General features: G+C 35.8%; 19 protein-coding genes and 2 riboswitches. Of the genes, 5 read left to right on the top strand and 14 right to left on the bottom strand.

Translation table 11 applies throughout. The features are described from left to right. Window positions 1-11: 11 nt before the first annotated feature. Window positions 12-121, bottom strand: a riboswitch (SAM riboswitch). Window positions 122-323: 202 nt separating this feature from the next. Then, window positions 324-437, top strand: a riboswitch (SAM riboswitch). Window positions 438-526: 89 nt separating this feature from the next. The 4 genes from JFU20_RS21150 (at window position 527) to JFU20_RS21135 (ending at window position 4,207) form a co-directional block, all read left to right on the top strand. Continuing rightward, window positions 527-1,639, top strand: coding sequence for a methionine biosynthesis PLP-dependent protein (locus JFU20_RS21150; protein WP_002015129.1), 1,113 nt, complete (start codon window positions 527-529; stop codon window positions 1,637-1,639). Next, window positions 1,636-2,799 (top strand): cystathionine beta-lyase, encoded by a 1,164-nt coding sequence (metC, locus tag JFU20_RS21145; protein WP_002165069.1) that lies wholly within the window; start codon window positions 1,636-1,638, stop codon window positions 2,797-2,799. The genes JFU20_RS21150 and metC overlap by 4 nt, the downstream gene beginning before the upstream one ends. Before the next feature lie 171 nt (window positions 2,800-2,970). Beyond that, window positions 2,971-3,483: a cysteine hydrolase family protein gene (locus JFU20_RS21140; RefSeq protein WP_201038873.1), complete on the top strand. Its 513-nt coding sequence runs from the start codon at window positions 2,971-2,973 to the stop codon at window positions 3,481-3,483. A 433-nt stretch (window positions 3,484-3,916) separates the two neighbouring features. Continuing rightward, on the top strand, window positions 3,917-4,207 hold the full coding sequence (locus JFU20_RS21135) for an ArsR/SmtB family transcription factor (RefSeq protein WP_000894375.1): 291 nt from the start codon (window positions 3,917-3,919) through the stop codon (window positions 4,205-4,207). Window positions 4,208-4,358: 151 nt separating this feature from the next. Here JFU20_RS21135 and JFU20_RS21130 read toward each other — a convergent pair whose 3' ends face one another. Together JFU20_RS21130 and JFU20_RS21125 are read right to left on the bottom strand one after the other, a co-directional pair. Beyond that, window positions 4,359-5,471, bottom strand: coding sequence for a class I SAM-dependent methyltransferase (locus JFU20_RS21130; RefSeq protein WP_002015135.1), 1,113 nt, complete (start codon window positions 5,469-5,471; stop codon window positions 4,359-4,361). A 9-nt stretch (window positions 5,472-5,480) separates the two neighbouring features. Continuing rightward, a complete protein-coding gene (locus JFU20_RS21125; RefSeq protein WP_002015137.1) occupies window positions 5,481-6,110 on the bottom strand; it encodes an MBL fold metallo-hydrolase in 630 nt (209 codons plus the stop codon). 170 nt (window positions 6,111-6,280) lie between these two features. On the opposite strand from JFU20_RS21125, the gene JFU20_RS21120 reads away from it, so the two are divergent. Continuing rightward, a complete protein-coding gene (locus JFU20_RS21120; protein WP_002015138.1) occupies window positions 6,281-6,454 on the top strand; it encodes a DUF2759 domain-containing protein in 174 nt (57 codons plus the stop codon). A gap of 80 nt (window positions 6,455-6,534) precedes the next feature. On the opposite strand, the gene glcK is transcribed toward JFU20_RS21120, so the two are convergent. The 12 genes from glcK to JFU20_RS21060 all read right to left on the bottom strand — a co-directional run bounded on the left by glcK (window position 6,535) and on the right by JFU20_RS21060 (window position 19,919). Continuing rightward, window positions 6,535-7,518: a glucokinase gene (glcK, locus tag JFU20_RS21115; protein ID WP_002015139.1), complete on the bottom strand. Its 984-nt coding sequence runs from the start codon at window positions 7,516-7,518 to the stop codon at window positions 6,535-6,537. A 19-nt stretch (window positions 7,519-7,537) separates the two neighbouring features. Beyond that, on the bottom strand, window positions 7,538-7,738 hold the full coding sequence (locus JFU20_RS21110) for a YqgQ family protein (RefSeq protein ID WP_002015140.1): 201 nt from the start codon (window positions 7,736-7,738) through the stop codon (window positions 7,538-7,540). Between the two features lie 104 nt (window positions 7,739-7,842). After that, window positions 7,843-8,421 carry a 5-formyltetrahydrofolate cyclo-ligase gene (locus JFU20_RS21105; protein WP_002015142.1) on the bottom strand — a complete coding sequence of 193 codons (579 nt, stop codon included), beginning with the start codon at window positions 8,419-8,421 and terminating at the stop codon, window positions 7,843-7,845. Between the two features lie 105 nt (window positions 8,422-8,526). Further along, window positions 8,527-8,676 carry a 50S ribosomal protein L33 gene (gene rpmG / locus JFU20_RS21100; protein ID WP_001265616.1) on the bottom strand — a complete coding sequence of 50 codons (150 nt, stop codon included), beginning with the start codon at window positions 8,674-8,676 and terminating at the stop codon, window positions 8,527-8,529. Between the two features lie 70 nt (window positions 8,677-8,746). Then, on the bottom strand, window positions 8,747-11,101 hold the full coding sequence (locus JFU20_RS21095) for a sugar phosphate nucleotidyltransferase (protein ID WP_002165066.1): 2,355 nt from the start codon (window positions 11,099-11,101) through the stop codon (window positions 8,747-8,749). Window positions 11,102-11,446: 345 nt separating this feature from the next. Next, window positions 11,447-12,103: a phosphate signaling complex protein PhoU gene (gene phoU / locus JFU20_RS21090; protein ID WP_002015145.1), complete on the bottom strand. Its 657-nt coding sequence runs from the start codon at window positions 12,101-12,103 to the stop codon at window positions 11,447-11,449. Between the two features lie 172 nt (window positions 12,104-12,275). Beyond that, window positions 12,276-13,091, bottom strand: coding sequence for a phosphate ABC transporter ATP-binding protein (gene pstB, locus JFU20_RS21085; RefSeq protein ID WP_002088644.1), 816 nt, complete (start codon window positions 13,089-13,091; stop codon window positions 12,276-12,278). A gap of 28 nt (window positions 13,092-13,119) precedes the next feature. Beyond that, entirely contained in the window at window positions 13,120-13,986 is an 867-nt protein-coding gene (gene pstA, locus JFU20_RS21080; protein WP_002088645.1) for a phosphate ABC transporter permease PstA, read from the bottom strand. Window position 13,987: 1 nt separating this feature from the next. Beyond that, on the bottom strand, window positions 13,988-14,938 hold the full coding sequence (gene pstC, locus JFU20_RS21075) for a phosphate ABC transporter permease subunit PstC (RefSeq protein ID WP_002165065.1): 951 nt from the start codon (window positions 14,936-14,938) through the stop codon (window positions 13,988-13,990). A gap of 27 nt (window positions 14,939-14,965) precedes the next feature. Next, complete coding sequence (locus JFU20_RS21070) at window positions 14,966-15,883, bottom strand: PstS family phosphate ABC transporter substrate-binding protein (RefSeq protein ID WP_002138359.1); 918 nt, start codon at window positions 15,881-15,883, stop codon at window positions 14,966-14,968. A gap of 522 nt (window positions 15,884-16,405) precedes the next feature. Beyond that, complete coding sequence (locus JFU20_RS21065; RefSeq protein ID WP_201038872.1) at window positions 16,406-18,532, bottom strand: peptidoglycan D,D-transpeptidase FtsI family protein; 2,127 nt, start codon at window positions 18,530-18,532, stop codon at window positions 16,406-16,408. Window positions 18,533-18,641: 109 nt separating this feature from the next. Then, entirely contained in the window at window positions 18,642-19,919 is a 1,278-nt protein-coding gene (locus tag JFU20_RS21060; protein ID WP_201038871.1) for an MFS transporter, read from the bottom strand. Window positions 19,920-19,963: the final 44 nt, after the last annotated feature.

Genomic DNA, 19,963 nt, shown 5'->3' with positions numbered 1-19,963 from the left:
AATTGTTCCTCCTCTTATTATGCAAAACACACGTTTTGCAGGTTTTAGCACCGTTTCAAACATTTAGTTTGAAGGTTGCCGGGTTTCACAGGGCCTTTCCCTCCACCGCTCTCAATAAGAGTTTGTCTTTATTATTTTATTTATGTAGCTAAAAGGAAATACGTTCCCCTTTTAACAATGTTTGTTAATTTTTTATAAATTTAGCACGCACTAAAATAAAAGTCAATGACACTTGCGGAAAAATAAAAATTATTTAAAATAAAGTTGCAATTCAATTATCTTTTGTTGTAAAGTTAAAACCATAATAAAATTTCATACGAACATTCTTATCTAGAGAGGTAGAGGGACTGGCCCTTTGACGCCTCAGCAACCATTAACATTCATTCGTTAATAAGGTGCTAATTCCAGCAAATTGTGAAAGATTTGACAGATGAGAAGAAGACTCTATTCAATCCGAAAGCCTTCTTCTTAGAAGGCTTTTTTTATTTTCACTTAGTCGTTCACTTTAAAAAGGGGGAATTTTCACATGTCAACAATCGAAACAAAACTAGCACAAATCGGGAACCGTAGCGAAGCTACAACAGGAACTGTTAATCCACCTGTTTATTTCTCAACTGCTTATCGTCACGAAGGAATTGGTAAATCTACTGGCTTTGACTATTCAAGAACTGGAAATCCGACTCGCGGTCTTTTAGAACAGGCAATTGCAGACTTAGAAAGCGGTGAGCAAGGGTATGCCTGTAGTTCAGGAATGGCGGCTGTTCTCCTTGTCCTTTCACTATTCCGTTCCGGAGATGAGCTTATCGTATCTGAAGACTTATACGGGGGAACATATCGTCTATTTTCCGAACATGAAGACAAGTGGAATATTCGATGTAGATACGTAGATACACAATCTATTAAACAAATTGAGCAAGCAATCACATCTCAAACGAAGGCTATTTTCATAGAAACACCGACTAATCCATTAATGCAAGTAACTGATATCGTAAGTGTAGCAAGTGTAGCGAAAAGGCACGGACTACTTCTTATTGTAGATAACACGTTCTATACACCTTATATACAGCAACCATTAACAGAAGGTGCAAACATCGTCCTTCATAGCGCAACTAAATATTTAGGCGGTCATAACGATGTACTAAGCGGACTTGTCGTTGCGAAAGGGAAATCTCTTTGCGAGGAGCTTGCTCATTATCATAATGCCTCTGGTGCTGTCTTAAGCCCGTTTGATTCATGGCTATTAATTCGAGGCATGAAGACTTTAGCACTTCGCATGAAACAGCATGAAGAAAACGCTCATGCAATTGTTGCTTATTTAAATGATGAAGATGGTGTGACAGATGTATTTTATCCAGGAAGAGGTGGTATGATTTCATTTCGCCTTCAAGATGAAACTTGGATTAATCCTTTCTTACAATCTTTATCCTTAATTACATTTGCTGAAAGTCTTGGCGGTGTCGAAAGTTTAATGACTTATCCAGCAACGCAAACTCATGCCGATATTCCAGAAGATGTTCGAACAGCACGTGGTGTTTGTAATCGTCTTCTCCGTTTTTCAGTCGGCATCGAAAATAGCAACGACTTAATTCGAGACTTAAAGCAAGCAATTAAACTTGTAAAAGAAGGTGTAAGAATATGAGTTATTCCATAGATACGCTTTTACTGCATAATCAATACAAGCATGACTCACACACAGGAGCTGTTAACGTTCCCATCTATAACACATCAACATTCCATCAGTTTGATGTAGATGCTTTTGGAAAGTATGACTATAGTAGATCTGGAAATCCAACACGTGAAGCTCTTGAAGATATCATTGCTTTATTAGAAGGCGGGACAAAAGGATTTGCCTTTGCATCAGGCATTGCAGCCATTTCTACTGCATTTCTCCTTCTTTCACAAGGTGACCATGTTCTTATTTCAGAAGATGTATATGGAGGCACTTACCGAATTATAACTGAAGTTCTCTCTCGTTACGGTGTTTCACATACATTTGTTGATATGACCAATTTAGAGGCAATAAAACAAAATATCAAACCGAATACGAAGCTCTTTTATGTAGAAACACCATCTAACCCACTTTTAAAAGTGACAGATATTCGCGAGGTTTCTAAACTCGCAAAATCTATTGGTGCTCTTACATTTGTTGATAATACATTTTTGACACCACTATTCCAGAAGCCACTTGACCTTGGCGCCGATGTCGTTCTTCATAGTGCCACAAAATTCATTGCCGGTCATAGTGATGTTACTGCCGGATTAGCAGTTGTAAAAGATGCCGAACTCGCTCAAAAACTTGGATTTTTACAAAATGCATTCGGCGCTATTTTAGGACCGCAAGATTGTTCTCTCGTGCTTCGCGGCATTAAAACATTGCATGTACGTCTCGAACATTCAGCTGCAGGTGCCAACAAAATCGCACATTTTTTACAAGAGCACTCTAAAGTTCAAAATGTCTATTACCCTGGATTACAATCACATCTTGGCTATAGTATTCAACAAACTCAAGCAACATCAGCTGGGGCTGTTTTATCTTTCACCTTACAATCCGAAGATGCACTGCGCCAATTTTTATCAAAAGTTAAACTACCCGTTTTTGCGGTTAGTCTAGGAGCTGTTGAATCTATTCTTTCATATCCAGCAAAAATGTCACATGCAGCTTTATCACAGGAAGCACGTGATGAAAGAGGGATTTCCAATTCATTACTTCGTTTATCGGTTGGTCTTGAAAATGTTAACGATTTAATATCCGATTTCGAAAATGCTCTTTCTTATGTAGAAGAACCTATTAATGCATAGAGAGAAAAGAAGATATGAAATTAAGTTTTTATATCTTCTTTTTATGCTGTCTAGCATATTCATTTTAATGTTTCTCTTTCTGTTATAGTCCATAAAAAAATAAAAATGCATTATCTATTTCCAAGTAATGGATTAATTGATATATTAAGAAATAAAAAAGGGGTAAAAATAATGGATACTTGTGCAGATATTTTAATCGTTATCGATTTACAAAATGGGGTATGTTATAGCGAAGAGTATTTATTCGATTTACAAAATTTACTTACAAAAGTAAATAAAAGAATTTCTTCATACAGAAAATCAAATAAACCAATCATTTTTGTTCAACATTGTGATGATGATTTGGTACCCGAAAAAGAACTTTGGGCTATTCATACCGATCTAGATGTTCAAGAACAAGATTTTTTTGTAAGAAAAACACATGCAAATTCATTTTATAAAACGAACTTAAAAGAGATTTTAGACCAATTATCTGTACATCGTATTGAATTTTGTGGTGCCCAAACAGAGTACTGTATGGATGCTACGATTAAATTTGCCCATGGACTGGGATACGAAAACTTCATGGTACAGAAAACAACCTCTACGTTAAATAATCCATTTATGTCCGCAAAAGAGACAATTAATTTTTATGAGAATATATGGAATCACAGATTTTTAAAGTTGATAAAAGATGAACTCTAGAATAAATGACTAATGACTTGATTATTCTAAGATGTATCAGTTACATCCAAACATTTCATTATCATCATAATGAAGCTGATCATAATCAGCTTCTTTTCTTTTAACCTGTTATATATTCTATATATAACATTATAATTCCTTTGTCATATTATTTTAAAAATTTTGTATATTCATTTGAAAGAATAAGAAAATCATGATAAAATTGTGTTACGAATATATCTATATCTTTCAATTTTTGAAACGCATCAAAATTTTCACTCAAAAATGTCATTTTACAAAACTGTGCAAATTTATCTATTTTATTTACATCAGGGTCTCTTTTCTTACAATTTCTTTACTTTAGGACTTTTTTTCTGCAACAACTGTTTTCTTTTCTTTGATTTTTTGGTATGTATAGTATGGTATAACAGCTCACACGGAGGTGGAAAAGAACATGTTAGAAACCTTTCAAAAAGAAATAGAACTATATGAAAGCAATGCAGAATTATTGAAAGTGCTTGCTCATCCTGTTCGCTTATGTATTGTAAAGGGATTAATTGAACGTGGCCCAAGCAACGTTTCTACAATGTACACAGGCTTAAACATGCCACAATCTACAATTTCACAGCATTTAGCAAAGTTAAAAAGTGCTAAAATCGTTTCTAGTGAAAGAAAAGGATTGGAAATTTACTACAAAGTAGAAAACGAAACAATTATTCAACTCGTTCGCGTATTATTAGGTTAGGGACCTATAGACAGAGAAAAAGAGTGTATTCTATATTTTTCATCTCATATCTTTAATATAAATATATATCATGAGAGAAAATATACAATGCTACATAATTAAAAGTCGTATTAAAAAACAAGACACAGAAAATACTGTGTCTTGTTTTTTTTCATATCGTTAAATATTGATTCAAAAGTAAATTCTTCATATCTTTTGTGTGTATAACAACATCGAAAGCATTACCTAATCCTCCGTTCAAAATCATAGAGCGAATAGCTCTATTTAGTTTTTGAGTTTCAGAAAAAGGGTTGGTATCTTGATGGCTAGTAAGCTGATCTAATATTCCTGCTGCTAACAAAAACTCTGATTGCTTCCTATGCCATATCGTATTAATTCCTTGCAGCTCAAAATTCATCTTCAACTCATCCCAATGAACATGCGTAGTAAGGTCCATTTCTCCTGGATATGCAAGAGGATTACGAATTAGCTTGTGCTTATAATATCCTCTTAAACTTCCTTCACGATGTGCAGGATGCATCCATTCTTCTTTTGTATATCCATAATCAACTGTAATACATATACCTTTCTGAAACCATTTCGCAATCTCTTCTATATACTCTTCCATTGCAATAGGCACTTCAAAGCGCTGTCCCTCAGCAATATGAATGTTATATTTCAATAAGTAACGACCGACTCTTTTCTCTATCGGTCTAAATACTTCTGTAAGGTTTCCCTCATCTGTATACGTGATACGTACTTCATACAAAATTCCATTTCTTTTCTCAACTATCTCAACAGGAAACGCATCAAATAATTCATTCGAAAAAATAATTCCTTCGAAAGACTCTCCCATTTCAATATAAGATGTATAATACGACACATTATCAAATAAGCAAAGCCTCTCCTGTTGTAGCCTTCTATGAAAAGGGCTCACTTCAATAATTGAATAGTTTAAATTGATAAAGGTTTCCGGAGATAATTGTTTCCATTCTCGTAAAACATCATAGGCAAACTTTCCTGTTCCCCCACCAATCTCACAAATATTTGGAGAAACTTCTCCCTTTTCAACAAGCCGAATAAAAAACTTAGCAAAAGTCTTCGCAAATACAGAAGATACATTGCTACTCGTAAAAAAATCTCCCTGTCTTCCAATTTTTTCACGTTCTCTCATATAATACCCATGTTCCTCTGCATATAATACGAGGTTCATATACGTACTATATGAAATCGAATGATCCTTTTCTTTTCCCATCCATTCTCTTAAATTGAGCTCCATCCCCATAATGACTCCTTATTGTAAAAATGGATTATTTTCTTTTTCAAAACCAATGCTTGTTTCTGGACCGTGTCCACATAGCACCGCTGTTTCATCTGGTAATACAAATAATTTCTCTTCAATACTTCCAATTAATTCAGCAAAACTTCCACCAGGTAAATCCGTTCTTCCAATACTCATTTGGAACAATACATCTCCAGAAAATACAGCATTCGCTTCTTTACTATAATAAGAAATACTTCCTGGAGAATGTCCTGGTGTCTCAAAAATTTCAAAACTAAAAGAACCGATCGTTAATGTACCCTCTTCGTCAATAATATGATCTGCTGGTTTTGCTGTAATACTGCGGTTCATCATAAAAATTTGCGAGCCATTCACAGTTGCATCGCCTAACCAATCCGCTTCTTCTTTATGTACGTATACAGGAATATGAAAAGCGTCTCTCACCGCATCAACAGCACCGATATGATCGAAATGAGCATGTGTTAATAAAACCGCAAGTGGCTTTAACTGCGCTTCCTGTAAATATGTAACAAGTTTCTCTCCTTCATGACCAGGATCAAAAATAATACACTCATTTTGATCATTCGTTAAAATATAAGCATTTGTTTGTAATGGGCCTAAAGGCATTTGTATCCATTTCATATGAAAATCTCCTCCAGTTATTTAATTTACTTTTAATGATACAACATTTCTTTCTCTTAGGAAAAGAAGGCGTGTTATCTCGACAATCATTTTTAAAACATGTACAATATAAAAGAGTAAATATTCTAAAAACTCATTCTAAGGAATGAGTAGACAGAGGAGGATATTGTATGGGCCTTGTTATTATTTTTACGCTAGTCACTCTGTTAGCTGTATTTGCTACGCTTAGAACACTTCGCGAAAAAAACTTATTCGCGGGCGGCTTCGCTATTGCAACCGTACTTGTTTTCGGATGGTTTACAATCATGACTGTTCTATATAATGGGTACCCACCAACAGCTTAATCCATTTACATTTTTATTCTCCAACAAGATCTTGCATAAAAAGAGGAAGGGGGCCCCTTCCTCTTTTCATTATTCACAACTTATATCATCTTCGCCTCGTATTTGTGCTTTTTTACAAGCCACGCTCCTCCAATTACACCTGCATCATTACCAAGTATTGCAATTGCTAACTTTGTGCTCTTTACAGCACGAGAGAAAGCATATTGCTCGAAATAACGTTGAATTGGCTCTAATAGTGCGTCTCCAGCTTTAGATACGCCACCACCAATTACGATTTTCTCTGGGTTCAACGTACTAGCAAGGTTCGCTACAGCTAATCCTAAATAAGAAGCTACTTTTTCCACTACTTCACCTGCTAGTTCGTCACCTTGTCCAAGCGCTTCAAACACATCTTTTGATGTAATAAGCCCTTCTTCTGCTAACATAGAACGTAAAACACTTTCTTTAGCTGTCTCTTGTATTTGTTGCATAGCAACACGCACAATACCTGTTGCAGAGGCTACCGTTTCTAAACAACCCGACTTCCCGCAATTACATGGAAAAGCGTTCTCTGTAACAACTGTAATATGTCCAATCTCACCAGCAGCACCGCTTATACCATGTACAATCTCACCATTGGCGATAACACCACCACCAACACCAGTGCCAAGTGTCATACAAATTAAATCTTTTGCTCCTTCACCGGCACCTTTCCACATTTCACCAAGCGCCGCTAAGTTTGCATCATTATCAATAACAACAGGTAATCCCGTTTCTACTTCTAGTAAATCTTTTAACGGATAATTTTTCCATCCTAAATTAACCGCTTCATAAATCATTCCAGATGCCACATGTACAGGACCAGGAGCTCCCATACCAATACCAATTAGCTTACTTTTTAATTCACCTAATTCTTCTAACTTTTTATCAATAGCTTTCGCTACATCAAGTGTAATATGTTTTCCTTGTTCATTTGTATTCGTAGGGATTTCCCACTTATGTAAAATTTCACCGTACACATTAATAAATGCTAATTTAATCGTTGTACCACCAAGGTCAACACCAACTAACCATTTCTCTTCCATGTTACGTACCTACCTTTATCTATTTCTTATTTATCTCTTTTTGAATTTCTTGCTTCAACAAAAATAAAGCTGTTTGATAGTCTTGTGGATCGATTAGCTGTGATTGATTTAATTCACGCAATTCATCTTGCATTAATTGTAAATCAGCGATTCGATCACCCGTATAAATAATCGTGCCAAATTTCTTTAGCAATTGCTGAATATCATAAATGGATATCATTTCATCACCCTTTATGCTCACTTACTATAAAAAAATTATAATAAGAAAACGTTCACATATTTTATTATAATCAAGAAGAAAAAGTCTCGTCAATTTTTATTTGTCTATACAAGCCCATTTATAACCATTGTTCCTTTTTCTGTAATAATTTTTTCTACATTTTTATCAAATGGCTCTACCGGAATATGTTTTACAATTTGAAAATCATAAGCTAATGATAGCGTTTTCCCTTTATAGTGCACGAGATAACGATCATAGTAGCCACCGCCATATCCAATCCGTTCTCCTCGGCGTGTATAAGCTACTCCTGGCACGATAAGAAGATCAATTTCACACGCATTCACTTCTTCCGTAAGTGCTGGAATCGGTTCACGTAAATTCATATATACTGTTTCTAATTGATTTAAATTACTAATTTGTCGAAAAGACATCGTTCTTGTCCCTTTATTACACTTCGGAACAACAATTTTCTTTCCTTCTTCCCAAGCTTTTTCGATAATCGGATATGTATTCACTTCATGCTCCATCGAGAGAGTGATTCCAATTGTTTTAGCTTCAACCCACTCTTTTTGTCCATACACCGAAACTGCAATTTGTTCCGATAAAGTTGTATACTGTTCTTCAGATAAAGAATTCATGTGTTCTATTATTTGTTTGCGTAAACGTATTTTCTCTTCTTTCACACACTTTTCCCCCTTGCAGTGACACTTTACTCTACGAAGATAGTGTATCACTTTTACGTAGGAATCGCATAAAAAAAAGAAACAGTAGGAAAATATTCCTACTGCTTACTTTGTTTCACGGTGTAACGTAGACTTCTTGTCACGCTTGCAATACTTTTTAAGCTCGATACGCTCAGCGTTGTTACGTTTATTTTTCTTTGAGATATAGTTACGATCTCCGCATTCTGTACATGCTAGAGTAATATTCACACGCATTCTTATTTCCCTCCAGTCACTAATAACTTAAATCAGACTATACTATAATACCACTTTTAAAATAAAAATTCTACACCTTTTGATATTGTCTAATTTTTTCTATAAGATTTTTCATGTTTTCCCTTGCTATTACTGGGTTTCTAGCATGTGAATACACCAAAATTTTTGGTTGTTTTGTATCAGAAACGATATAAGACCACTCTTTTTCGGTATATTTGAACTGTATCCCTTCAAATATACCTTCTTCTTTTCTTTCCATATCGGCCAATAATTTCCTCATTACTTTCCCTTTTTCCTTCCATGAACATACAACTTCATCATAAAGTAGATACAGTGGCGGTGATTGCTCTGCTATGCTAAGTAATGTTTTTCCTTGCAACGCTATTAATTCAAATAATTTTCCAATTCGATATAAAATATCTCGTTTCCATCTTAATTGAAAAGAGTTTTTTTCGTTATGCATATAAAAGAGGAGATAACATTCCCCTAATTTCAAAGACATTGGGTAAACATTATCTGCTGATTCGAGTAATAAATCTGGAATATCTACTTCTTCAAAATCTGTTCCTTGGTAAATATTACTGTGAGTGTCATATAATTCGAAGCGATTTCCGTGTTCAGAAAACATAAGCGCCATATTTGCTTTACTCGATTTCATCAGAGCTTTCACATGATCTTTTTGTTCACTCGCGTAAATCCATGTAACTGTGCATCCAAGCCTTTGTAGAAAGATCATAAGTAAATGTTGTAACATATCATTTCTCTTATTAATAAGAAGATGAAACTTCTGTTTTTGTATCGTTTTAATATCAATACGCTCTAACACAGCTTCTACATAATTATTTACAGAAACGTGAACTAGCTTATTTCGCCCCATTTCTTTCTCAGAAGCGTAATAAAACGACTCAGACATATATACTTGTTCTATTGCTTTTTGCTGCTTATACGTTAAAAACGAGCCCTCCTTGCCATACAGTTGTATAACAATTCCTCTTTCGCTTTCCACTTGAACGAAAACTCCACCTGCACATTGCAAATTATGAATGGCATACTGAAAAAGCGATTCATTCATTTCTTTACATTCCATCGTATGAATCCCGCTGCCATGAATGGCATGGAGGAATAAATTTTTAAAGGAAGTTGTTTCTATATTTTCCTGACTTCCAATCAATATACTCTCTCCTTTAGCAAAAAGAGATCCATAAGCCATTGCAACTTTCACAATAAATTGAGGAGTAATTTCAACATTACCCCTTCCTACAATCCGGCTTTTTTGTAACCATCCTGCACTCTTTTCACTCTCTTTAACACCGGCAGAACCTACTATCGAATGACTATCTATCTCCTTATATGGCCATATTTTTCCTTTTTGCTTAATTACTGTACTTTTCCCTATATGACAATGATCCGCTACAATACTTTTTTGAAAAAGTGTAACATCATCTTCGACCATTGTATGATCTCCTATTGTTGTTTCTAACAACTCACAATTTTTCCCTATATGAGAGTTTGCAAAAATGATGCTTTTTTGAAGATGAGAATAACTTGAAACGATACTATTTTTCCCGATAATAGAGTACGGTTCAATTACAGCCCCTGCACCAATCATTGCTCCTTCCCCAATAAAAGAAGGACCATGAATTTTCGTCCCTTTTCCTATCGTTACACCTTCTCCCATCCACACCATTGGTAATACTTCTGTATATGGAATAGGCACCTTCAATTTTTTCGTCAACAAATCGAATTGAGCTTGCCGATATTGATCAAATGTACCAATATCTAGCCAATAGTCTTCTGATAAATATGCAAATAAAGCATTTTTATTTGCCAATAACGGAAACACATCATGACTGAAATCCGAAAATTCCATGGATGGTATGTAAGAAAAGATTTCTGGCTCCATTATATAAATACCTGTATTCACAATATTAGAAACTACCTCATTCCAGCTCGGCTTTTCTATATATCGTATAATTTCTTGTTCTTTATTCATTACAACTAACCCAAATGAAAGTGGGTTTTCTACTTCTTTCACAAACATCGTTACCATTCTCTTCTTCTGTTCATGAAATGCAATTCCTTCTGATAATTGAAAGTCAGTTAGTGCATCCCCACTAATAACAACAAATGTTTCATCTAAAAAACTTTCCGCTTGCTTAATACTCCCTGCTGTTCCAAGCGGAGGAGAATCTTCAAAATAATACAAGTTAACTCCCCACTTACTACCATCACCAAAGTATTGCTTAATGGCAGTACTCATATATTGAACTGTAATTGCAATTTCACGAATACCATGCTGACGTAATAATTCAATATTATATTCAAGAACTGGTTTTTCTAACAATGGTAACATCGGTTTTGGAGTATTACATGTTAATGGTCTAAGGCGTCTCCCTTTTCCTCCAGCTAAAATAACCCCCTTCATATACTTCAGCCTCCACTTATATAATGTTCAAGAACTCCGTATATCATTTACCCCACATTAACTGCAGTAAAAGTCCGGTTTGATATGATCTAACAATCAGCGAGAGACAGCCCCACTAATTAAAGCCTCACTTTATAAATAAATGTACCTTTTAACTCCCGTCAAAAAGAAAGCGCTTACCATTAACTTGGTAAAATAATTAATAAGACGTAACTAACATATATGTACTTATTTTCCCATTAATTATGATACATCTTATCATCATAGACTAAAGGAAACAACGAGCTTTTTTTGTCATGTTTTGACTAAAAAAAGTAGGTGATTTCTCATCACCTACTTTTCCCCCTACTCATTCAATAAATAATGCTTTCCTTTTACTACATAAAATACATTCTCGGCAATATTTGTAACATGGTCTGCTACACGCTCAATATATCTTGCAACAAAGGATAGTTGTGTAATTTGTGTAATCGCTTCTGGTTGTCCAGGGATAGATGAAATAAATTCACGAATCGCCTTCCCATAAATTTCATCAACTGAATCATCCATTTCAGCAATTTGTTTAGCAAAAGTTAAATTTTCTTGCTCATATGCTTCTAATGCTAAATTTAACATCTTATGAGCAATCTCAAACATTTCCTCAAGATTATGCAAACTAACAACCACTTCTTTTTCACCAAGACGAATTGTTGATTTCGCAATATTAACAGCATGGTCTGCAATACGTTCTAAATCTGTCGCTGTTTTAATTGAAATGAAAATTCTTCTTAAATCACTTGCTACAGGCTGCTGCTTTGTAATAAGCATAAGCGCAAGGTCATTTATTTCCTCTTCTAAATTATCCATGCGATAATCCCCATCAATGACTTCTAACGCTTTCTCTACATCCCTGTTGTGAAGACCTTCCATAGCAATCAATAAAGCTCCACTTGCTAACTCACCAAGCTCGATCACCTTTTGCTGTAACGTTTTTAAATCACATTGAAACTGTTCTCTTACCATTGTTTCTTCCCCCTCAATATTATGTGCCCTTTTATATAAATCCCCTACCCAGCCTCTTGTATGTTTATTAAGCCTTGAGAAAAGAGAAATATTACTCCCCTATTTAAAATGAGGTGAAAATGAGAAATGCTCTCTGTTAAGAGGGCATTTACTCTTAGCCTTGCTAGCGATATCAACCAAATCGTCCTGTAATGTAGTCTTCTGTACGCTTATCTGCAGGTGTTGTAAATAATTTGTTCGTATCTGTATATTCCACAACTTCTCCACTTAAGAAGAAAGCAGTTTTATCTGAAATTCGTGCTGCTTGTTGCATGTTGTGCGTTACGATAACAATACTAAAATCTTTCTTTAACTCCTGAATTAATTCTTCTACTTTTGATGTTGAAATTGGATCTAGCGCCGATGTTGGCTCATCCATTAAAATTACGTCTGGCTCAATCGCTAAGCAGCGTGCAATGCATAGACGTTGTTGCTGACCACCAGATAAACCGTATGCATTATCATGCAAACGATCTTTTAACTCATCCCAAATAGCTGCGCCGCGCAAGCTATTTTCAACAATTTCATCAAGTGTTTTTTTGTCACGAACACCATGGATTTTCGGACCATATGCTACATTTTCATAAATAGATTTTGGGAATGGATTTGGCTTTTGGAACACCATACCCACATGCGTACGTAATTCTTCAACCGGATATGATTTATCAAATATGTTTCGTTCTCTATATTCGATAACGCCCGTAGTTCGAACGATAGGCACTAACTCTACCATACGATTTAGCGTTTTTAAGTATGTTGATTTCCCACAACCACTTGGACCGATAATCGCTGTTACTTCATTCTCATGAATACTTAAGTTGATATCTTTTAAAGCATGGTCTTCTCCGTACCATAAATTTAAATTTTTCGTATCAAATACTATTTTTTTTGGTGCTGTCTCAATCTTTTTCTCATTTTTCACCTGTACATTTACTACTGTTGCTACCATTTGAATTCCCCTTTCATCCACTTCCAACTTATTTTCGATTTCGTAACCATAAGACAAATATATTTATAAAGAGCAACAATCCTAGCAAAACAATCATCCCAGCTGCTGCTACATACTGAAATTCTTCTTGTGGTCTACTCATCCAATTAAAAATTTGAATTGGTAAAACCGTAAATCTATCAAACATACTGAACGGAACATAATTTGCAAAGGCAAGGGCCCCAATAACTAATAATGGTGCTGCCTCCCCAATTGCTCTCGATACCGCTAACGTACATCCCGTTACAATCCCTGGCAAAGCGACTGGCAATACAATTTGATACATCGTTTGCCATTTCGTAGCACCTAATCCGTAAGAAGCCTCTAGTAATGAGCTCGGCACAGTTCGAATCGCTTCTTGACTAGCTACAACAACAGTTGGTAAGACGAGTAAACTCATCGTCAGTGCCGCTGCCATTATGCTCTCTCCCAAATGGAGAGCATATACGAAAATAGTTAATCCGAGTAAACCAAACACAACGGAAGGTACCCCTGCTAATGTTTGATTATTTAATTCAATTAACTTTTTAAAAACGGACTCCTTCGCATAATGCTCTAAATAAAGAGCTGTTCCGACTCCAAATATAAAAGAGACTGGTATAACAATGCTCATAAATAGTATTGTTCCTGACAAAGCAGCGACAATCCCAGCTTCTCTCGGATTACGTGAGGCGAAGTTTGTAAAGAAATCTATTGAAAGATAACTTATACCTTTTTCAAAAATTTGAAAAAGCAATATAAAAAGTATTACTACTGAAAACAAAATTGCTATATAAAACAAACACTTGTAAATCCGATCCTTTAAAAAACGCGATGCCATATTTTCTTGTATGTTCTTATGGTTTAACATTCGCATATTATGTCAACCTCCTAAAACGGCGCATAATATATTGCGAAATGATATTCATAAGAAAAGTAAACATAAATAACGTTGCACCTACAGCATACATGCTGTAATAAGTAATCGTTCCGTGCGGAGCATCACCTAAACTCACTTGTACAATATAGGCTGTTAATGTTTGAATAGAATGAGTCGGATCTATCGATACATTAGGTGTTGATCCAGCTGCAATAACAACAATCATCGTTTCACCAATTGCCCTGGAAGCTGCTAATATAATCGCTGCCATTATGCCCGTAAAAGCCGATGGAAACACCACTTGTTTTACCATCTCAAAACGAGTTGCTCCTAGCGCTAATGAGGCTTCTTTAATTCCTTTCGCTACAGCTCTCATCGCATCTTCAGAGAGAGACGCAATCGTCGGTATCATCATAAACCCTATAACAATACCTGGACTAATAGCATTAAAAAACTGCAAATCTGGTATAACCCGTTGTAAAAGTGGTGTGACAACTGTTAACGCGAAAAAACCATATACAATTGTCGGGATGCCTGCTAGTAGCTCTAACAACGGTTTTAATATTTTCCGAGCGCCATTCGAAGCGTATTCGCTTAAAAACACGGCACAACCTAAACCAATAGGAATTGCTACGAACATGGCAATTGCTGTTACAAGGATTGTTCCACATATAAGTGGTAATATACCGAATTTTGGATCTTCAAAAAAAGGTAACCATTCCTTCTCTGTCAAAAAAGAATACAATGATATCTTTTGAAAAAACATGATTGTTTCATTTGCCAACGTAATAATAATTCCAAGTGTCGTTACAATGGACACGCTAGCAATGGCTTTTAGTATTAACGGAACAATTCGATTGATTCGCTGCGTTTTTTTTCTTCTATTTGTATTTCTCTCAATCAAATGTTGTACAGAAAATGTAATTTGACTTTTGTCATTATGAGCCAAAGATGAAAACCCCTTTCCACCCTGACATTACCTTTTTATTTCTGTTAACATTCGCAGCTGTTCATTATATTTTTCTTTTGGTAATTTTACATATCCGACCTCTTCAGCAAGGCTTCCAACATGCTTAATCATAAACTCAACATAATTTGCTACATTAATTTTATTTCTGATAGATGCATGATTCACATACGTAAATAGCGGCCTAGATAATGGCTTATACGTACCCGACTGAATGGTCTCTTTCGTTGGAAATACACCATCCACCTGTATTGCTTTTACCTTATCTCGATTGGCCATATAATAAGCATATCCTACAAAAGCAATGGCATTTTTATCATTCATTACCCCTTGCATAATAACTTGATCGTCTTCAGACAAAGAAACCGTTTTTACAAGGCGATTATTTTGTAAGACAACATTTTGGAAATAATCATAAGTACCAGAGTCTACGCCTGGCGCATAAAATTTAACTTGTTCACGAGGCCATGATGAATGAATTTGTGACCATCGTTTCAATCTTCCATTTTCACTCCATAATAGACGTAACTCGTCTATCGTCATATTGTTTACCCACGTATTTTGACGATTCACAACAATCGTTAGACCGTCATAAGCAACCTCAAATGGTGTAAATTGAATGGATTTTTTCTGCATTGCATTTTCTTCTACCGGTTTCATCAATCTCGAAGCATTGTTTATATCTACTTCTCCTTTACTGAAACGATTAAATCCTCCCCCTGTCCCAGAAATACTAATAGAAATTTTCACGTTTGGATGGGCCTTTGTATATTCCTCTGCTACTGCCTCTATAATGGGGAAAACCGTTGAGGATCCATCAACTCTCACTTCTCCCATTTCATTTGTAGCGAATGCAGTAGACATATTAAAACAAAGGAAACATGTCGATAATGTCAAAACTTTAATCGATGCGCTCATCCATTTCACGTGTTCTTCCTCCTAGAAGTAACCGGAAATAACAGGATTACAGATATAAGAATACTGCTAAACTATTAATTCGGTTTTAATTATTTGTAAAAGTTTTGTAAAGTCCCACAAAAACAACTGTATACACATACTTTATTTTCACTTTTGTACTTTAGATGCAGGAAATTTTCTAATCATCCATAAAGCGAAACTTTAATCAGTGGGGGTTTTGTTCATCCCCCCACTGATTATTAGCCCTCACCAATCGGGCGTTTACGGGCAGCAGGGCTCCCACCTAACTTCTTTGCTCCAGCTGAATTTTGAGGTGGGAGTTTTACCGCCCTCAAACGCGGGATAAAACTGCTATCGCCTATCACACACAACAAACTTAGAGCGTATGCACTAATCTTGTTGTGTTCATCGTTTTTGAAACTACATGTTTTTTCAATATTTTATGCTTGTCCACATTTACTAAACCATATGCGTAAGGCATAAAAAAAAGCACACTATCTTTTCAGATAGTGTGCTTTTTTTACAACTTTTTTATTCATCATCTTGATTTTTATTTTTTTTCGCTTTTTCATCTTGCGGAGCTTCACCAGTTAATGCTTGTTTTTTCAAATCAAAGTAAGCGTCCATTATTTCACGACTGATATATCCATTAATCCCTGTTTTATCATCATGTACCCATGGCACAACAACAGAAAATGCTACTTCTGGATCTTCAAGTGGCGCATAACCTACTAATGTTAAGTTATATGTTTCAACACGCTCACCCTTTGCATTTCTACCAATCTCTTTATCTCCACCATATACAGTTTGAGCTGTACCTGTTTTCCCAGCGGCTTTATACGGTGCACCTGCAAAGTATTTTGTAGCTGTACCACCTGTATCGTTAAACACTTGTCTAAATCCTTCTTGAACACGTTTAATTTGTGATTCAGGCATATCAACACGATTTAATACTTTCGGTTCCATGGATTGAACAACTTTTCCAACTTCCTCTGGCTTCGCCGATGGCTGACGAATTTCCTTTACAACTTGGGGTTGCATACGATATCCACCATTTGCAATCGTCGAAATATATTGCGCTAATTGAAGCGGTGTATACGTATCATACTGCCCGATTGATAAATCTAATAAGAAACCTGGTTGATTTCCTTTACCTATTTGACCAGCAGTTTCATTTGGCAAATCAATTCCTGTTTTCACACCAAGTCCAAACTGACCAAAATAGTAACGCATAGTATCGAACGCACTTTTCGGAATATCTAACGTACCGCCTCGTACATATGGAACCCCAGCGATATTCATCGCTGTTTTAAACATATAAACGTTAGAAGACATTTTTAACGCTGTCAGGTCATTAATATACCCCATCGTTTTCCAAGATGACTTCGTAGGTGTCCCTTTTAATTTAATCGGTTCATCATACTGTACAGCTCCAGGCTGAATCGCACCAGTTTCATATCCCGTAAGTACTGTCGCGCCTTTTACAGTTGAACCCATCGGATAAGAACTTGTCATCGTTCCTAATGCAAAATCCTCTACTTTCGTTTCGCCGTCTTTATTTACTAATTGTTTCCCCGCCATAGATAAAACTTCACCATTTTTCGGGTTCATCATTACAACGAATGCACGGTCTAAAAGAGGCTCGCTCCCTTTAAATCTCATTAAGTTTTTTGTAAGAATTTCTTCTACGCGCTTTTGTAATTTCATATCAATCGTTAAATTCAGATCGTTACCTCGTTGTCCTTGTGACACATTAATAGTTTCTAAAATATTACCGTCTTTATCTGTAACATTTCTAACTTCAGCTTTTGTGCCGTGTAAACTATCTTCGTACTGTTGCTCAAGGTAACTTTTTCCTACGCGATCGTTACGATTATAATCACGAACAAGATAGTGATCTAATCTTTCTCTCGGTAACCCTTCATCAGAAGAAGTTACACCACCAAGTACACTTCGGAACATATCGTCATACTTATATTTTCGCTCCCAGTCAACATTTGTATCTACACCTGGTAATTTCGCTAAATTTTCACTAATAATCGCGTATTCTTCCGGTGTTGCATTTTTTTTAACGATTTGCGGCGTCATTGCATATCCGCTTTCCATCTTACTTTTGATCGCCAATATTTCTAAATCTTTTGCTGACAGTTGATTAATCTCTTCTTCTGTTACACGATTTCGTTGACGTTCATCTAGTTCTTTATCGTCAATTTTATTCGCTTTAAACTCTTCACGATCTTTTTTTGTGATTTTTGCTTCTGCTTCTTCTTTATGTAAAGCAAGCCAATAATCTTTCTTATCGCGATCTGTTAACTTATCTGTTGGGACTTCAATTAAATCTGCTAACTTTTTCGCCGTCTCTAAGCGATCTGCTGCAGTTGATCCCTTCATTTTTGTAAATGTAATTGTACGAATAGGCTCATTATCTACGACCGCTTCTCCATTACGATCAAATATTTTCCCGCGTGGTACAGGATTACTTATCGTTGAGTTTTCTTTTTTCTCAACTTCATTTTTATATTCCTCACCACGAACAATTTGTACGTATCCAAGCCTTACAATAACCGCGGAGAACATTAAAAACACGCAAAAAAACAACACGTTTAACCGAAAAGGAACGTGGGTCTTTTTCTTTTGTTGTTTCTGCTTCTTGCTCATACAAACCCCCTCTACCAACAGCTATGTAATGTGAAAGGGACACCTTCATACAGGTGCCCTCACTGCTGTCTTACATCTTTTTCTATTCTAGCATAAAACACGCGATAAGTTAACCTTCTGGTTCAGTTTGATTCTGTGTGCTTCCTTGCGCTACAACACTGGTTTTGTTCACATTCCCCTCATCATATTTGACATTTTTAATTGCAAAATAAATAAGAAAATGTCCAGCTCCTAAAATACATAGTAAGAAAGGTAAACTTTTTTCAGGCGGAAAAAATATGACAGCACATAAAAAACTTAAAATGGAACAAATTCTTCCGGCATTTAACCATAATTCCCTGACCACTATATATTCTACACGCCATTCTCTCGCCTGTTTTGCTCTACCAATTACATCGTATGTCATTGAGCCGTACGGAACGAGTAAAATCGGATATGCAACCGCAATACATGCTGCATAAATAAGTAATTTCGTATATGTAACATTAAAAATAACTAAAAATACGACCGCATATAAAATAATGCCACCAAGTAAAATTGCTTTTTTTCGCCATTCTTTCTTTAACATACGAGCAACTAAATAATAGCATACAAATGATACTGCAGAATTCACTAAACTATATTTCCCTAGTGCTAACTCGCTACCAGATGCTAAATAGACATATACCGAAATGACGAAAATAAACGTTCCCTCTCTCAAACCTTGGAAGAAATGAGCGCGCGTAATTCTTCCCCAGTTTTCATCAACTTGCCGCTCTTTCAATACTTGCACAATTTCATAGCGTCCTTCACATTCCCTCTTCGATAAAAAAAAGCTTAGAACGACTGCAACCGCAAATAGCATTAACGAGAGGAAGAAAACGACAGTATAACCACTCCATTTTTCCATACGTGAAATTGTATATCCTGCTGCTATCGGTCCAATCATTCCAGAGAACGATGTAAGAAGTCCTAGAAAACCGTTAAAAAAATCTCTTGTTTCTGGTTCTGTAATCTCAAATGTCAACAAGTTAAAAGCGAGCCAATAAAAACCATAACCAACTCCTAAAAGGGCTCCCATTAATAAAATATAGTGAGATGCACTTTTTCCCGCTACTAAAACGACGATAAAAAAAACAGCTAACGTGCCTACACCGATTCTCAATAAAATCGAGCGATCAATACGTTTCGCTAATTTCCCGCCCACAAGAAATGTTAGAGGCTGCAATACAACGCTGGCCAAATTATACAAGCCCAGATTCACATAATTTTGTGTTTGCTTCCATAAATAAATGTTTACAAACGTATTCGATAAAGAAATTGCGAGCGTGTATAAACCTCCTATAACGAGCAATAATACTAAATCCCGATTCACTTCAACATCACCGATTACATGTTTCCACTTCATACACAACTCTCCTTTACTTCATGTTCTAGTCTTCCAAAGACAAG

The organism is Bacillus sp. TH30, assembly GCF_016650875.1.
Taxonomy (GTDB): domain Bacteria; phylum Bacillota; class Bacilli; order Bacillales; family Bacillaceae_G; genus Bacillus_A; species Bacillus_A mycoides.
This window is presented reverse-complemented; position numbering and strand designations above follow the sequence as displayed.

Coding starts and splice junctions, on each gene's coding strand:
- JFU20_RS21150 (WP_002015129.1), top strand. CDS start 527: ATGTCAACAATCGAAACAAAACTAGCACAAATCGGGAACCGTAGCGAA.
- metC (WP_002165069.1), top strand. CDS start 1,636: ATGAGTTATTCCATAGATACGCTTTTACTGCATAATCAATACAAGCAT.
- JFU20_RS21140 (WP_201038873.1), top strand. CDS start 2,971: ATGGATACTTGTGCAGATATTTTAATCGTTATCGATTTACAAAATGGG.
- JFU20_RS21135 (WP_000894375.1), top strand. CDS start 3,917: ATGTTAGAAACCTTTCAAAAAGAAATAGAACTATATGAAAGCAATGCA.
- JFU20_RS21130 (WP_002015135.1), bottom strand. CDS start 5,471: ATGGGGATGGAGCTCAATTTAAGAGAATGGATGGGAAAAGAAAAGGAT.
- JFU20_RS21125 (WP_002015137.1), bottom strand. CDS start 6,110: ATGAAATGGATACAAATGCCTTTAGGCCCATTACAAACAAATGCTTAT.
- JFU20_RS21120 (WP_002015138.1), top strand. CDS start 6,281: ATGGGCCTTGTTATTATTTTTACGCTAGTCACTCTGTTAGCTGTATTT.
- glcK (WP_002015139.1), bottom strand. CDS start 7,518: ATGGAAGAGAAATGGTTAGTTGGTGTTGACCTTGGTGGTACAACGATT.
- JFU20_RS21110 (WP_002015140.1), bottom strand. CDS start 7,738: ATGATATCCATTTATGATATTCAGCAATTGCTAAAGAAATTTGGCACG.
- rpmG (WP_001265616.1), bottom strand. CDS start 8,676: ATGCGTGTGAATATTACTCTAGCATGTACAGAATGCGGAGATCGTAAC.
- JFU20_RS21095 (WP_002165066.1), bottom strand. CDS start 11,101: ATGAAGGGGGTTATTTTAGCTGGAGGAAAAGGGAGACGCCTTAGACCA.
- phoU (WP_002015145.1), bottom strand. CDS start 12,103: ATGGTAAGAGAACAGTTTCAATGTGATTTAAAAACGTTACAGCAAAAG.
- pstB (WP_002088644.1), bottom strand. CDS start 13,091: ATGGTAGCAACAGTAGTAAATGTACAGGTGAAAAATGAGAAAAAGATT.
- pstA (WP_002088645.1), bottom strand. CDS start 13,986: ATGCGAATGTTAAACCATAAGAACATACAAGAAAATATGGCATCGCGT.
- JFU20_RS21065 (WP_201038872.1), bottom strand. CDS start 18,532: ATGAGCAAGAAGCAGAAACAACAAAAGAAAAAGACCCACGTTCCTTTT.
- JFU20_RS21060 (WP_201038871.1), bottom strand. CDS start 19,919: ATGAAGTGGAAACATGTAATCGGTGATGTTGAAGTGAATCGGGATTTA.